This window comes from Streptomyces sp. NPDC005408 (assembly GCF_040606445.1).
Classification (GTDB): domain Bacteria; phylum Actinomycetota; class Actinomycetes; order Streptomycetales; family Streptomycetaceae; genus Streptomyces.
The window spans coordinates 1-13,848 of the sequence record NZ_JBEXEX010000019.1; the positions used below are offsets into that span (position 1 = coordinate 1).

Genomic DNA, 13,848 nt, shown 5'->3' on the forward strand with positions numbered 1-13,848 from the left:
CCCACCTCGACTACGACCTGCAGCGCTTCGGACCCGACGACCCCCGCTCGCACCAGGCCGCCACCGACCTGGATGCCGCCCTCGCCCCCCTCCTCCACGACGCCAAACAGGAGGGCCGCACCGTAGTGGCCCTGTCCGAGTACGGCATCACCCCCGTCAGCCGCCCCGTCGACATCAACCGCGCCCTGCGCCGCGCCGGCCTCCTCGAGGTCCACACCCAGGACGGCATGGAATACCTCGACCCGATGACCTCCCGTGCCTTCGCCGTCGCCGACCACCAGCTCGCCCACATCTACATCCGCCGCCCCGAAGACCTCGACGCCACCCGTCAAGCCCTCACCGATCTGCCCGGCATCGACCAACTCCTCAACGACGAAGGCAAAAAGGCCAACGGTCTGGATCATCCCCGCTCCGGCGAACTCGTCGCCGTCGCCGAACCCGATGCATGGTTCACGTACTACTACTGGCTCGACGACACCCACGCCCCCGACTTCGCGCAGCTCGTCGAGATCCACCGCAAACCCGGCTACGACCCCGCCGAGCTGTTCATGGACCCCCAAGACCCCTACGTGCGCCTCAAAGCAGCCAAGGCGATCGCACGCAAGAAGCTCGGCATGCGCTACCGCCTCGCAGTCGTGCCGCTCGATCCCTCACCCATTCGCGGCAGCCACGGCCGCCTGCCCGCGAGCGACGACGAAGGACCGCTCATCCTCTGCTCCACCCCCCACGCCGTCACCAGCCCCGTGAAAGCCACCGACGTCAAAGCCCTGCTGCTGCAACTCGCCGGACTGCCGGGCAACGACTAGTCGTTGAGGAACGCCAGGTCGAGCTGACGCAGCCGCTCCGGCTCCGCCACCAGGTCGATGGCGGTGATCCTTCCGTCGGTGATGGTGAATCCGAAGACAACCAGTGGCCGGCCGCGGGGCGCCCACACCGCGCCCACGGCGCCGTTGACGAGCGCTGTCTGGGCAAGCTGGGCGCGGCCGGAGAAGGTACCGGCCACTGCGGACGCGCCGCGCACCAGGCCCGTGGCACCGGCGCGTACGGCTGCGGTGTCGGCGCGCAGGACGACGTCCGGGTCCAGGACAGTGAGCAGCGCCTCGAACTCGCCGCCGCGTGCGGCCGCGAGGAAGGCGTCGACGACCTGCCGCTGGCGGGACACGTCGGGCTCCGCCAGCGGAGCCGCGCCGCGTACCCGGCGCCGGGCTCGGCTGGCGAGCTGGCGGGCGGCCGCGGGGGTGCGGTCGACGATGGGGGCGATCTCGTCGAAGGGCAGGGCGAACATGTCGTGCAGGACGAACGCCAGCCGTTCCGAGGGGTCCAGGGTGTCCAGGACCACCAGCAGCGCCAGGCCGACCGAGTCCGCGAGCAGGACCTCCTGCTCCGGATCGACCACGTGGCGCTGATCGGTGACCGAGGCGGGTGGCGGTTCGTCGAGCAGGTCCTCGCGCCGTGAGGTGCGTGAGCGCAGCATGTCCAGACACACCCGTCCGACGACGGTGGTGAGCCAGCCGCTCAGGTTCTCGACCGTGTCGGGGTCGGTGCGGTGGAGCCGCAGCCAGGCCTCCTGGACAGCGTCGTCGGCCTCATTGCGTGAACCGAGCATCCGGTAGGCCACCGCCTGCAGCCGCGGCCGGTTCTGCTCGAACCGCGCGGCCAGCCATTCGCCCTCATTCATCGGTCACATTCCTCCGTCGCGGTCCGTCATAGAAGTGACGAACGCGTCCACGGTCACAACTCCCGGCCGCGGTCCGTCATAGAAGTGACGAACGAAACCCAGCCGATGTGACGAGAACTGGCCCCTTCCGATCGGTTCGCACCGATCCGGACGTGACCGAGCGGAGCAGCCGGGAGCGAGCAACTGATCGCCGGCAGTGCTCGCGGCCGCGTAAGACGACTGGCGCGCTTCGTCCCTTCCCCCCGCGAGTTCGTAACGAGCCCTGGGCACAGGACTCCTGACCCTTAGCGAGCATTCATGACGACGCACCTTCCAGCACCTGAGCCGGCCATCGCGCAGCCGCCCCCCACAAACACGTTCTCCAGCCGATACGCCTCGCTCGTTGCCGGCCGACGTACGAAGTGGGTCGTCCTCGTGCTCTGGCTGCTGCTCATGGGCGTGGGCGGATCACTGGCGGCCAAGCTCGGCGACGTCCAGGACAACGACCCCGAGACCTGGCTGCCCGCGAACGCCCAGTCGACGCAGGCGGTCAAACTGGCTGAAGACCACTTCGCCGACAAGGACAGCAGTACCGCGGTCATCGTCTACGCACGCGGCAGCGGGCTCACCGAGGCCGACCTCGCCAAGATCAACGGTGACCGGGGCCGCCTCGCGCAGAAGGGCGCTGCGGGCACGGTCTCCGAGACCCTGGTGTCCAAGGACAACAAGGCCGCGTTCCTCAGCGTGCCGCTGGCGACCTCACCGAGCGACAACAGCGTGCTGGGTGACGGCGTGGACGGGGTGAAGAAACTCACCAAGGACGGCGCGCCGGACGGCCTTGAGGTCAGGATCGCCGGTGAGGCCGGCAACATCGCCGACTTCATCGACGTCTACTCCGGCATGGACGGCGCCCTGCTGGGCGCAGCGCTCGGCGTCGTCGCGCTGCTCCTGCTGCTCACCTACCGCAGCCCCGTCCTGTGGCTGATCCCCTTGCTGGCCGTCGGACTTGCCAGCCAGGTGGCCAGCGGCGTGGTGTATCTGCTGGCCAAGCACGCGGGGCTCGTGGTCAACGGAATGAGCGCCTATATCCTCGCGGTCCTCGCGATCGGGGTCGGCACCGACTATGCCCTGCTGCTGATCGCCCGCTACCGCGAGGAGCTCCACCGTCACGAGGACCGGCACGAGGCGATGGTGGTGGCCGTGCAGCGCTCGCTGCCGGCGATCGCTGCCTCCGCCGTGACCGTGGGCATCGCCACGCTGTGCCTGGTGTTCGGCAGCATGAACTCCACGCGCGGTCTCGGCCCGGTCGTGGCAATCGGTGTCGCCGTGGTGTTCCTCGCCATGACGTCCCTGCTGCCCGCGCTCCTGGTCATCCTGGGCCGCTGGGTGTTCTGGCCGTTCGTCCCGCGCCACACGCCCGGCTATGACACGAGCGCCGAGCAGGGACGCACCGTGTGGGCGCGTGTTGCGGGCGCCGTGGGGCGCAGGCCCCGCCCGATCTGGATCGGCACCGCTGTCGTTCTGGTGGCTCTCGCGTTCGGCGCCACCTCGGTGCAGACCGGGCAGACCCAGGCCGAGCAGTTCACCAGCACGGTCGACTCGGTGGCGGGCCAGCAACTGCTCGCCGAGCACTTCCCGGCAGGGTCGTCCTCTCCCGCGGACGTCTATGTCCCGGCCGGCGGTGCTGACGCGGCGCGCAAGGCCGTCGAGGGCGTGTCCGGCGTGGAGTCGGCGGCCACCGTGGCGTCCAAGGACGGCTGGACACACATCACGACGGTGTTGAGCGCATCGCCCGACACCCAGGCCGCCCGGGACACCGTCAAGCGGATGCGTACAGCCCTGGACAAGAGCCCGGGCCAGGCGCGGGACGCGGTGGTCGGAGGCCAGACCGCTGTCGCCCTGGACATCTCCACCGCGCAAGGTGACGAGGAGATGCTGCTGATCCCACTGATCCTCGGCGTCGTACTGATCATGCTGATCGTGCTGCTGCGCGCACTGGTCGCGCCGCTGGTCCTGCTCGTGTCCGTGGTGCTCTCCTACGCCTCGGCCGTCGGAGCCGCCTCGCTGCTGTTCCACGCGCTGGACTACCCGCGCATCGACCGAGGACTGCTGCTGTTCGGCTTCCTGTTCCTGGTCGCGCTCGGGGTCGACTACACGATCTTCCTGATGACCCGCGCCCGCGAAGAGGTTCAGCTGCGCGGGCACCGCGAGGGCATCCTCACCGGTCTGCGGGTGACCGGAGGCGTCATCACCTCCGCCGGTGTCGTGCTCGCCGCGACGTTCTGTGTGCTGGCGGCGATCCCGACCGTTCAGGCCCTGCAGCAGGGGCTGCTCGTCGCGGTCGGGGTGCTCCTGGACACGTTCCTGATCCGCAGCCTGCTGATCCCATCGCTCTCCCTGGAGATCGGCCCGCGCATCTGGCGCCCGGGCCGTCCCGAGGCCGAGCCGCACCTCCCGGTCACCGAGCACGCAGAACCGGCACCTGTCGGCAGCTGACCGGATTCCACCCAAGGCGGGCGCGGGACTTCGTACGTGAAGTCCCGCGCCCCGGGCCGTAAAAGAGGAGATGCCATGACGTCGCCCCTGCTGGTCACCGGCGGTACCGGAACACTCGGACGGCTCGTCGTCGGGCGGCTGCGGGCCGCGGGCTGTGAGGTACGGGTGCTCAGCCGGCGCAGCCGTGCGCCGGGGGCGGGTGTCGAGTACGTCACCGGCGACCTGGCCAAGGACGAGGGAATCACCTCCGCCGTCCAGGGGGCGGCGGTCGTCGTGCACCTGGCGAGCGATAAAAAGGGCGACGCGGAGGCGACCCGCAATCTTGTGCGGGCGGCCTCGGCGCAGGACCGGCCGCCGCATCTGGTGTACATCTCGATCGTCGGCGTCGACTCTCTCTCGTTCGGCTACTTCCGCTCGAAGCTCGCCTCGGAACAGATCGTGGCCGGCTCGAAGCTGCCGTGGACGACGCTGCGTGCCACCCAGTTCTACGACCTGATCCTGACCGGCGCCCAGAAGGCGGCGAAGCTGCCTGTGGTGCCGGTTCCGTCCGGCTTCCTGGTGCAGCCCGTCGACGCCGACGAGGTGGCGGCCAGACTCGTGGACCTGGCCCTCGGCCGGCCGTCCGGCCGCGTGCCCGACATGGGCGGCCCGAAGGTGTCCAGTGCGGCCGAGCTGATCCAGGGCTATCTGCGGGCGACACACCGGCGCCGGAAGGTCCTGCCGGTCCGGATGCCGGGCACAGGACCGATCAGGGCCGGTGGACTGCTGGTCCCCGACAAGCCGGCCGGGCCTGCCGCGGGCCGCAGGACCTGGGAGGAGTTCCTGGCCGCCCGGCTGCGCTGACCCCGCGAGCCGTTCCGGCCGCTGCCGCCACCTCAGGTTGGCCGATTCCCATGGGGCCTGTCCCGTCACATTCCTGTGCCGCGATCCGTCATAGCAGTGACCCACGTGCACGACCTGAAAGACCTCTGGAGGAGAGAATTATGGAAGCACGGATGAAGAACCCGGCGATGGTCCTCGACGCCACGCAGCCCATCCAGGCGCTGTACAAGTCCGTCTACGCAGGCGGGGTGGAGCAGAAGACGCTGGAGCTGGTGCATCTGCGCGCGAGCCAGATCAACGGCTGCAGTGCGTGTGTCGACTCGGGAGCCAAGAGCGCCAAGAAGGCCGGCGAGAGCGACGAGCGGCTCTTCGCGGTGGCGGCCTGGCGCGAGTCGCCCCTCTTCACCGACGCCGAGCGGGCCGCCCTTGCGCTCGCCGAGGCCGCGACCCGGCTGGCCGACCGCACCGACCCGGTGCCGGACGACATCTGGGACGAGGCCGCCGACCACTATGACGAGAAGGGGCTCGCGGCTCTGATCCTCATGGTCGCGGTGACCAACTTCTTCAACCGCCTCAACGCCACCACCAAGCAGGTGGCCGGCGCCTGGGGCTGAGCAGTACCGAAGCGGCCCGGACAACCCCGCGAGGGGGTAGTGTCCGGGCCGCTTTGCTGTGCCCGTCCGCTCGGTGCTAGGGCCTGTCGCGGGTGTGTGCCGCGTGCCGGGCGGCCTCGGCCAGTGCCAGGAAGGGGCCGTCGTCGTCGCTCTCCTCGGCGTGCCACTGCACGGCGACGGCGAAGGGGTGGTCGGCAATCTCCACGGCCTCGACCGTTTCGTCGTTCTCGGACCAGGCGGTGATGGTGAGGCCCTCGCCGAGCCGGTCGATCACCTGGTGGTGGTGGCAGGGCACGGTGGCCCGCTCGCCGTCCAGGATCTTGGCGATACGGCTGCCCGGCTCCAGGCGCACCGGCTGCTGCCCGTAGTCCCTGAGCCCGGGGGAGTGGCTGTTGTGTCCGACGATGTCGGGCAGATGCTGGTGCAAAGTGCCGCCGCGCAGCACATTGAGCAGCTGCAGGCCGCGGCAGATACCGAGGAACGGCACTCCCGAGCCGAGCGCCGCATCGAGCAGCGCCAGCTCGGCGGCGTCCCGCCGCGGGTCGATGGGGAAGGTCTTCTCGTGCCGCGGCGCCGAGTACGACGCGGGGTCCACGTCGGGGCCCGCCAGCAGCAGCAGACCGTCGAGGCCGGGGACGGCCGCCTCCACTCCGGGCAGCGGCGGCAGCAGTACGGGTACACAGCCCGCGGCGGCGACGCGGTCGATGAACTGCTGCGGGGTGAAGGTCGCCTCCATGTCGAAGATGGCGACCTTGATCGTTGTCGTGGCGGCACTGATGCCGATCACGGGCCGGCGGGCGCCGTCCGGGGCGCCCGCGCTGTCGTACGGAAAGGAATCCACAGTCAACGCCTCACAGTGCTCGGGGAATTGAGTTCGGTGCCCGGCGGGGAATCGAGGTTCAACGCCCGCCCGGCGGGCGGAAGTCCGCCTCGTGGTAGGCGAGCCATTCGGCGTAGGTGTAGGGCGCGCGCCCGGTGACCTGCTCGACCGTGGGCAGCACCTCGGCGGTGGTGCCCACCAGCGAGGCCCGGTGGTCGAGCAGCTCGTCCACTACGGCGGCGGGCATATGGGCGGTCATCTGCTGCCGTACGTGTTCGCGGGGCAGCTCCTCGAACCGCGCGGTAAGGCCGAGGGCCTGGCCGGCGATCCGTACGCGATCGACCTGGGTCAGCGACTGCGGCCCGGTGACCGTGTGCACCGTGCCGGACCGCGGGGTGAGCAGGGCGCTCACGACGACCGCGGCGATGTCGCGTTCGTCGATGGGGGCCATGGCGGCCCTGCCGTACGCGCCGCGCACCACCCCGTCACGGGCGAACTGCCCAGCCCAGTGAAGGTCGTTGACCATGAGGGCGCCGGTGCGGACAAAGGTCCAGGACAGCCCGGAGCCTGCCACGGCCTCCTCGCACTCCCGGTGCGGTTCCCCGGCGGAGTACTCGACGGCCTGCGAGGACAGCATGACCACGTGCCTGACCCCGGCCTGCCGCGCTGCTTCGACCGCGCCGCCGACCGCGCCGAACACGGGGAAGAGGTACATGCTCTCGACGCCGCCGAGCGCGGACACCAGCGTCCCGGGCTCCTTCAGGTCGCCGGGCAGGACCTCCACCTCGGGCGGCCAGGGGTGTGTGCCGGGGGTGCGGCTCAGGGCCCGCACCTTTTCGCCCGCTGCCAGCAGCCCGCTCACGATGTGCCTGCCCACGTGGCCGGTTGCTCCCGTTACAAGGATCATGCGGTCTCTCCCGGGTCGGTGGATATCCGGTGCTACGGACGGCCGGCTGTCTCGGGCGCGGACAGGTTGAGCCGCCAGGAGATCCCGAACCGGTCCTCCACCAGGGAGAATTTGGCGCTGAAGCCGTAGGAGCCCACCGGCATGACGACTTCGCCCTTCTCGGACAGGGCGGTGAAGAGCCGGTCGAACTCGCTGTCGCTGTCGCACTGGACGTAGGTCGCCGTCGCGGGGGAGAAGCGGTAGGTGTCCCACGGAGCGTGATCGTGACCACGGGCGCCGGCCGGCGGTATGTTGATGCACATGAACTGCTGGCCGCCGAGCGAGAAGATGGCGTGCTGCAGGGTCCCCTCGATCCAGCCGGGCTCATCGGCGCGGGCACGAATGGTGTGGAGCACCTCGGAGTCCTCGAACACCGACGTGTAGAACGTCACTGCCTCCTCGGCGTCGTTCTCGAACGCCCAGAACGTGGTGAGCTTCTGCGGGGGAACGGCAGGCATCGTGGCTGCTCCTTTTTCAGGCTGATGTACTGGTCGGCTGTGTGAGAAGTATTCCGGCAGGGTGCCGCCTTCGGGAACGCGTACAGGCAATGCAATTCCCGCACATGACCGTAACCGGGGCCTCGCTGTGTTCAACTGCGGAAAAGGCTCAGTTGAACACCGCTGATTATTCGGCTGGTTGCTCCACGGCATGATCGCCGTCACTCTTGGAGTTATCTATCTCAGCCGGGAGGACAAAGAAATGGGAACTGGTGTCATCATTGCCGGTGCCGGGCCAGTCGGACTGATGCTTGCCGGTGAACTCCGGCTCTGGGGAGTGGATGTCGTCGTCTGCGAACAGCGAGCCGCTCCCAGCGGGGAATCGCGTGGTGTCGGCTTCACGCGGCGCGCGTACGAAGTGTTCGACCAGCGCGGTCTGCTGGAGCGCTTGGGCGAGATCGAAATCGGCAACCAAGGACATTTCGGTGGTGTGCGCGTCGACTTCGACAAGCTCGACGACATCCACTTCGGCATACGCGGGGTCCCCCAGTACCGCATCGAGGCGATGCTGGAAGCCTGGGTCACGGACCTCGGCGCATCGGTGGAGCGCGGGTACGAGGTCGTCGACTACCGCGAGAATGCCGACGGCATCGTCGTCGTGACCGAGGGGCCCGAGGGCCGCAGCGAGCGTACGGCTCAGTTCCTCGTCGGCTGCGACGGCGGGCGCAGCAGGGTGCGCAAGCTGGCCGGCATCGACTTCCCGGGCATTCCCGCCACCCGGGGCATGTACGTCGCGGACATCGCCGGCTGCGACATCCGCCCGCGGCCCGTCGGTGAACGGGTGCCGGGCGGCATGGTGATGGCGATCCGGCTCGAGGAGGGCGTGGACCGGATCATCATCCACCCCGACGGACAGCCCCCGCGGGAGAACGGCGAGGTGACGTTCACCGAGGTCGCCGACTCCTGGCAGCGCCTGACCGGTCAGTCCGTCCACCACGCGGACGTCCGCTGGGTCAGCGCCTTCACCAACACCACCCGCCAGGCCGCCGAGTACCGGCGCGGCCGGGTGCTGCTGTCCGGGGACTCCACCCACATCCACGTCCCGGCCGGTGCGCAGGGACTGAGCGTGGGCGTCCAGGACGCGGTGAACCTCGGCTGGAAGCTGGCCGCCACCGTGAACGGCTGGGCCCCCGAGGGCCTGCTCGACACGTACCACACCGAGCGGCACCCGGTTGGGCAGCGACTTCTGCGCAGCACACTCGCCCAGTCGCAGCTCTACCTGACCGGGGAGGAGATGGAGCCGGTGCGCAGCGTCATGCGCGAGCTCGCGCAGATCCCGGAGGCGGCACACGCCCTGGCCGGGATGGTCAGCGGGCTCGAAGTCCGTTACGACGTGCGCGCATCGGGGAATCCGCTGCTCGGGCTGCGCCTGCGGCCCGACCGTGTACTGGAACTCGCCGACGGCACCCGCACCAAGGCCGTGGAACTGCTCCACCAGGGCCGTGGCGTACTCATCGACGCCGGTTCCTCGGGTGAGGCGCGCCGGATCGCCGCCCCGTGGTCCGACCGCGTCGACGTCGTCGCGGCCACCTGGGTCCCCGCCGAAGGAGCCACCGGGCAGCCCGCGTTGGACTCGATGCTGGTCCGGCCTGACGGCCACGTCATCTGGGCCGCTCCCGACGGCGGCGACCTGGAGCAGGCCCTGCGGCGCTGGTTCGGTGCGGCGAGCGAGGGCGCGCAGTCCCGGGATACGGAGGCTGTGACGGCCGCATCCTGAGCCGGGGACGGGGTTCCTCCCCGGAACGATAAGAACCGAGGCCGCGAACGGGGTTCGCGGCCTCGGTGTTTGTCCTGCGCCCGCAGGGCTGTGACGTCCTCCTACCGCAGCCGGGAAGGAGCACTGTCGGGGTCCAGGACGGAGAGCAGAGCGTCGAACTCGCCACCGCGCGCGGCAGCGAGGAAAGCGCCGGCAGCCCGGTGCTGGCGCGGCAGGTCGCGAACGGGGGCCGTACCTCCCACCCGGCGCCGGGCCCGGCTGGCGAGCTGGCGGGCGGCTGCGGGGGTGCGGTCGACCATGGGGGCGATCTCGTCGAAGGGCAGGGCGAACATGTCGTGCAGGACGAAGGCCAGGCGCTCGGCGGGGTCGAGGGTGTCCAGGACCACCAGCAGCGCCAGGCCGATCGAGTCGCCGAGCAGCGCTTCGCGCTCGGGATCGGCGCGCTCGGCCAGGCTGACGAGCGGCTCGCAGGCCACCTCGTCGAGCGAGTCCTCGCGCCGGGCCGCGAGCGAACGCAGCATGTCCAGGCACACCCGGCCGACGACCGTGGTGAGCCAGCCGCTCAGGTTCTCGACCATGGCCACGTCCGAGCGGTGGAGCCGCAGCCAGGCTTCCTGGACCGCGTCGTCGGCCTCACTGAGTGAACCGAGCATCCGGTAGGCCATGGCACGCAGCCGCGGCCGGTTCTCCTCGAACCGCGCGGCCAGCCATTCGCCCTCGTACACGGTCGAAATCACGATAGATACCTCGGCGTTCAGTGTTCCGGTCGGCGCTTGGCCGGTTGTTTCTCCTCGGAGGTGGCCGGAATTCGTGCAAGGACCGGCGGGCATTTTTCTGCGTGGCCGGAAACCCGGTGCTGTCCCATCCATGGACCAGCGGCTGCACGGCACCCGAAATTCCGGGGTGCCTTCGTAGAATGCCCGGCACGCCACCGGAATGCTGTCCGGCGGCGTGCCTCTGGACCGAATCTCGAGCGGGCTTCGATCAGCTGTCGAGTTCGGTCAGGATTCCGTCCCACAGCGCCACCCGGGCCTTCAGCGCGGCCACGACGGTCTCGGCGCACTCGTCCCACTTGGCCTGGTCGTCGCCGCACAGGTCGGCGACCATCGCCATGGCCATCGGGGTGTGCTGCTCGCCGTCCACCTCGATGTGGCGCGCGAGGTACTCGCGGAACGTGGCCAGCCTGCCGCCCTGGTCGTCGATCTTGATGACCTGGTCGAACATCTCGGGGATGAGGTCCTCGCGGCCGAACGCGAACGCCGCCGCCTGGCAGTGCAGTGCAGAGTTCTCGATGAAGTCCCAGGTGGCGGCCACGAAGTTGGCGGCCGCCTGCGGTACCGATGCGCTCACCAGCGCCTCCCGTACACCTTCACCGCGCCGGATCCGGTCCAGGAAGTCATGGATCGGCTTCACATCGGCCCCGGCCTCCTCCATGCCGTTGACGTAGAGCTCGAAGTGGCTGATGAACCCGTCACCGAGCTCGTCGCTCTCCTCGACCAGGACGATGTCGTTGATCAGGCGCCGGCTCTCCGAAGAGCCCTGCGGCACCCACGGCACCTGGACGCAGGTCAGGTTCCGCTGCAGGTTCTTGAGCAGGGACATGAAGTCCCACACCGCGAATACATGGGTCTCGTTGAAGGTGTTGACGTCCTGGAGCGTCTTCAGCCGGGTGTAAATCGGGTGCTTGATGACCTCCAGGCGGGCGTCGTCAATCACCTTACGCAGCTTGCCGATCTCCGGATTCTCTTTGCCCCAGTCGTAACGTGACACTGAAAGCCTCCTCCGTTTAAGGAATGTTTCTCCTTCAGCGGAGACTATGGATGCCGTTCACTGATCGCCGCAACAGTAAAGAGACGCGGTGTTCGACTGCGTTCTTTCCGCAGTTGAACAGTCCGGAACAGTGCGGAACAGTCCTGGTCCGTCGGCGGTTTCCGGCACTCCACCGGGCCGCGAGAGCCGCTCCTGGAGCCATCGAGAAGATTCGGCCACCATCGATGCATCTGGTTCCAGAAGGGTGAATTCCCGTGAGTGAGAACGCTTCGCCGCCTGCGCGGCCCGGGCGGGACGAGCGGATTGCCGCCCGCTCCCGCGGCGAATCCTGGAAGAAACCGCCACGCCGTATCGAGACGTCGGAATGCATCACGTGCGACACCTGCCTTCGCAGCTGCCCCGCCGAGTTCGGCGCCATATTCGACCGCGGTCTCGATGTCGTCATCATTCCCGAACTGTGCTCGGGCTGCCCCGTGTGCGTCCTGGAATGCCCCGTCGACTGCATATACGTCGACGAGGACTGGACCCCCACCGACGACGACATGTGGAACCACATCGAGTTGACCGCCGGCGGTGCGGCATGACTGCCCCCGCCGGGCACAACGCCGCGCCCGCAGAAGGCGGTCCGTCCCGCCGCGCGGTGCTTGCCAAGAAGCGCCAGAGCCGCAGGCCAAGCCGTCTCGGCGTGCCGGCGGGAGCCACCCCCAAGCCGGACCACGTGTCCGAGGAGGACGCGGGCTTCGCCGGACTGCTCAAGCGCGCCTGGCAGCAGGCGGTCCAGGCCCCGGATCTGCGCACCGCGGTGGACACGCTCCTGACCCTCGGCGGCCATGTACCGGCGGACATCCAGCTGCGCGCGCTGCGCAGCACGGACGAGGCCGCGCTCAAGGTGCTGTGCGGCATGTCCTGGCGCACCGACGAGCAGCACGTTCTCCCGGCCACCGACCGCGGTGAGGAGCGGGTCTTCCTCGGCGAGCTCGCGCTGACCACCAGCGGCCGGATCGTGGTCCGCGTTCCCTCCCAGGGGCCGCTGGCGAGCAGGGAGCAACTCGTCGGCGGCTCCCTGCGGGTGCCGTGGTCGGGCAAGGACCTGCTGGACTACCAGAGTGAGCTGGAGGGTTCGGCCGCCCGGCTCGCGCAGTCGGTGGCCGACTGCCGCGCCTGGCTGTCCTCGGCCGGCCCCGACGGCCGCGACGAACTCCTTGAGCAGCTCAAGGAGGCTGCTCTGCGCACCGCCCCGTTCGTCCTCTACCAGGAGGACAAGCAGTACACGAACTTCCGCGACCGCAACACCGTCACGGGCAAGACCCTGTGGCCCGGGCACCCGGACTGCTCGCTGAGCAGCCTTCAGGGCCTGCCGCTCCAGCTGTGGTCGGACAACGACGCGGTGATGGTCGTCTGCCTCACCCTGCTGGTGCGCTCGGCGGGGTTCGGGCGCATCGAGGAGGCCAACGGCACTCAGCTGAGCCTCGATCACATCGCGCTGCTGCTGGAGCGGACACGGTGCAACTACAACAGCGCCCCGGGCGGGCACACGGTTGCGCCAGCGGCCTCCGGGCGGGTCGAGGACCTCGACGCCCTCGCCCGGGCCCTGCGTGAGCGGCGTCAGCATGTCGCCAAGAGCGTCCAGCTCTACCGCGAGATTCACGGTGCCCTGATGCACAAGATCGAGCGGGTCGCAGCGCCGTACGGGGAAGGAGCGCGGCTGCGCGAGGAAGTCCTCTGCGCCCACCTGCGCGAGCATCTCCCGCTCACGGGCGCCACGTTGGACGAACTCGGCACGGAACTTCACACCTCGCCGGGCTGGCTGATCCGCCCGCACGGAGGCTTCGACACCGGACTCGAATCCCTGGTGTACGAGGCCGTGTCCGCGTCGGCGCGGGCCTTCGACGCCGACTTCGCGATGAGCCGGGGAATCCGCTCACTGCCCCGGCTGATCCAGGCACTGGGCGAGCAGAACTGGGCCGAGATCACCCAGTGGGGCATCACCGACTTCTTCTGCTGCGTCGTGCCGCTTCCCGAGGCGCGCCGCTACTTCGCCGGTTCCACCGCCCAACTCGCCGACACGGCCTGGGCGATGTCGTCCCGGATGCAGTACAACTCCTGGCACTTCATCGCCGGGAATCTCCCCAAGGTCCCCGAGGTGGCGGCTCGCGACCACTTCGTACCCCCCACGATCCCGGACATCGCCTTCTACTCCGACCAGCACCATCACGGTCACGTCGCCAACCGGGTGCGCTTCAGCATCCGCAGCCCGCAGGCCGTCGACGTGCTGGACCGGGCCTTCAACGGATTCATGGATCTGCGGCTGCTGCGCTGCGAGGGCCCGCCCTTCGACGAGCAGGACGTGCTCGCCGCACACCGCACGTCGGCCTTCGTCGCCCGGGCGACGAGCAGTGCGGCCCGCATGGTCGCCGACGGCGAGGACATCGAGGTCACCTCGTTCGACTCCGCCTGGCACTGGGCGACCATCGCGGGTGCCGAGGCCGGCGCACCGTGAGGAGAGCGA

The 13,848-nt window shown here is 69.4% G+C and carries 12 protein-coding genes and 1 pseudogene; 7 read left to right on the forward strand and 6 right to left on the reverse strand.

Features of this window, described 5'->3' with window-relative positions:
• Positions 1-806: alkaline phosphatase family protein (locus tag ABZS64_RS19360; RefSeq protein WP_355830701.1), on the forward strand; the 806-nt coding region annotated here is incomplete at its 5' end.
• On the opposite strand, the gene ABZS64_RS19365 is transcribed toward ABZS64_RS19360, so the two are convergent.
• Complete coding sequence (locus tag ABZS64_RS19365; RefSeq protein WP_355830704.1) at positions 803-1,678, reverse strand: sigma-70 family RNA polymerase sigma factor; 876 nt, start codon at positions 1,676-1,678, stop codon at positions 803-805. The two genes, ABZS64_RS19360 and ABZS64_RS19365, sit on opposite strands and share 4 nt — an antisense overlap.
• Positions 1,679-1,975: 297 nt before the next feature.
• Here ABZS64_RS19365 and ABZS64_RS19370 point away from each other — a divergent pair, with 297 nt between their 5' ends.
• The 3 genes from ABZS64_RS19370 (at position 1,976) to ABZS64_RS19380 (ending at position 5,589) form a co-directional block, all read left to right on the forward strand.
• On the forward strand, positions 1,976-4,153 hold the full coding sequence (locus ABZS64_RS19370) for an MMPL family transporter (protein ID WP_355830706.1): 2,178 nt from the start codon (positions 1,976-1,978) through the stop codon (positions 4,151-4,153).
• A gap of 75 nt (positions 4,154-4,228) precedes the next feature.
• Entirely contained in the window at positions 4,229-4,996 is a 768-nt protein-coding gene (locus tag ABZS64_RS19375; protein ID WP_355830708.1) for an SDR family oxidoreductase, read from the forward strand.
• A gap of 140 nt (positions 4,997-5,136) precedes the next feature.
• Positions 5,137-5,589, forward strand: a complete 453-nt coding sequence (locus ABZS64_RS19380; RefSeq protein WP_355830711.1) for a carboxymuconolactone decarboxylase family protein — start codon at positions 5,137-5,139, stop codon at positions 5,587-5,589.
• A 76-nt stretch (positions 5,590-5,665) separates the two neighbouring features.
• Here the strand turns inward: ABZS64_RS19380 and ABZS64_RS19385 are convergent, their stop codons facing one another.
• The 3 genes from ABZS64_RS19385 to ABZS64_RS19395 are packed head-to-tail and all read right to left on the reverse strand — an operon-like array spanning position 5,666 to position 7,813.
• Positions 5,666-6,430 carry a gamma-glutamyl-gamma-aminobutyrate hydrolase family protein gene (locus ABZS64_RS19385; RefSeq protein ID WP_355831006.1) on the reverse strand — a complete coding sequence of 255 codons (765 nt, stop codon included), beginning with the start codon at positions 6,428-6,430 and terminating at the stop codon, positions 5,666-5,668.
• 58 nt (positions 6,431-6,488) lie between these two features.
• Positions 6,489-7,316 (reverse strand): NAD(P)H-binding protein, encoded by an 828-nt coding sequence (locus ABZS64_RS19390; protein WP_355830714.1) that lies wholly within the window; start codon positions 7,314-7,316, stop codon positions 6,489-6,491.
• A 32-nt stretch (positions 7,317-7,348) separates the two neighbouring features.
• Positions 7,349-7,813 carry a VOC family protein gene (locus ABZS64_RS19395; RefSeq protein ID WP_355830717.1) on the reverse strand — a complete coding sequence of 155 codons (465 nt, stop codon included), beginning with the start codon at positions 7,811-7,813 and terminating at the stop codon, positions 7,349-7,351.
• Between the two features lie 241 nt (positions 7,814-8,054).
• Between ABZS64_RS19395 and ABZS64_RS19400 the strand changes: the two genes are divergently transcribed.
• Positions 8,055-9,569, forward strand: a complete 1,515-nt coding sequence (locus ABZS64_RS19400) for an FAD-dependent monooxygenase (RefSeq protein WP_355830720.1) — start codon at positions 8,055-8,057, stop codon at positions 9,567-9,569.
• A 125-nt stretch (positions 9,570-9,694) separates the two neighbouring features.
• Here ABZS64_RS19400 and ABZS64_RS19405 read toward each other — a convergent pair.
• Positions 9,695-10,294: pseudogene (locus ABZS64_RS19405) on the reverse strand (sigma-70 family RNA polymerase sigma factor); the annotation flags it as partial.
• Between the two features lie 259 nt (positions 10,295-10,553).
• A complete protein-coding gene (locus ABZS64_RS19410) occupies positions 10,554-11,339 on the reverse strand; it encodes a DUF3050 domain-containing protein (RefSeq protein WP_355830723.1) in 786 nt (261 codons plus the stop codon).
• A gap of 254 nt (positions 11,340-11,593) precedes the next feature.
• Here ABZS64_RS19410 and ABZS64_RS19415 point away from each other — a divergent pair, with 254 nt between their 5' ends.
• Positions 11,594-11,923, forward strand: a complete 330-nt coding sequence (locus ABZS64_RS19415) for a 4Fe-4S dicluster-binding protein (protein ID WP_355830726.1) — start codon at positions 11,594-11,596, stop codon at positions 11,921-11,923.
• Positions 11,920-13,839 (forward strand): hypothetical protein, encoded by a 1,920-nt coding sequence (locus ABZS64_RS19420; protein WP_355830729.1) that lies wholly within the window; start codon positions 11,920-11,922, stop codon positions 13,837-13,839. Before ABZS64_RS19415 ends, ABZS64_RS19420 begins: the two co-directional genes overlap by 4 nt.
• Positions 13,840-13,848 lie beyond the last annotated feature (9 nt).

What these genes read in the sequence shown, in the direction of transcription:
- ABZS64_RS19365 (WP_355830704.1), bottom strand. Translation starts at nt 1,678, where the DNA reads ATGAATGAGGGCGAATGGCTGGCCGCGCGGTTCGAGCAGAACCGGCCG.
- ABZS64_RS19370 (WP_355830706.1), top strand. Translation starts at nt 1,976, where the DNA reads ATGACGACGCACCTTCCAGCACCTGAGCCGGCCATCGCGCAGCCGCCC.
- ABZS64_RS19375 (WP_355830708.1), top strand. Translation starts at nt 4,229, where the DNA reads ATGACGTCGCCCCTGCTGGTCACCGGCGGTACCGGAACACTCGGACGG.
- ABZS64_RS19380 (WP_355830711.1), top strand. Translation starts at nt 5,137, where the DNA reads ATGGAAGCACGGATGAAGAACCCGGCGATGGTCCTCGACGCCACGCAG.
- ABZS64_RS19390 (WP_355830714.1), bottom strand. Translation starts at nt 7,316, where the DNA reads ATGATCCTTGTAACGGGAGCAACCGGCCACGTGGGCAGGCACATCGTG.
- ABZS64_RS19395 (WP_355830717.1), bottom strand. Translation starts at nt 7,813, where the DNA reads ATGCCTGCCGTTCCCCCGCAGAAGCTCACCACGTTCTGGGCGTTCGAG.
- ABZS64_RS19400 (WP_355830720.1), top strand. Translation starts at nt 8,055, where the DNA reads ATGGGAACTGGTGTCATCATTGCCGGTGCCGGGCCAGTCGGACTGATG.
- ABZS64_RS19420 (WP_355830729.1), top strand. Translation starts at nt 11,920, where the DNA reads ATGACTGCCCCCGCCGGGCACAACGCCGCGCCCGCAGAAGGCGGTCCG.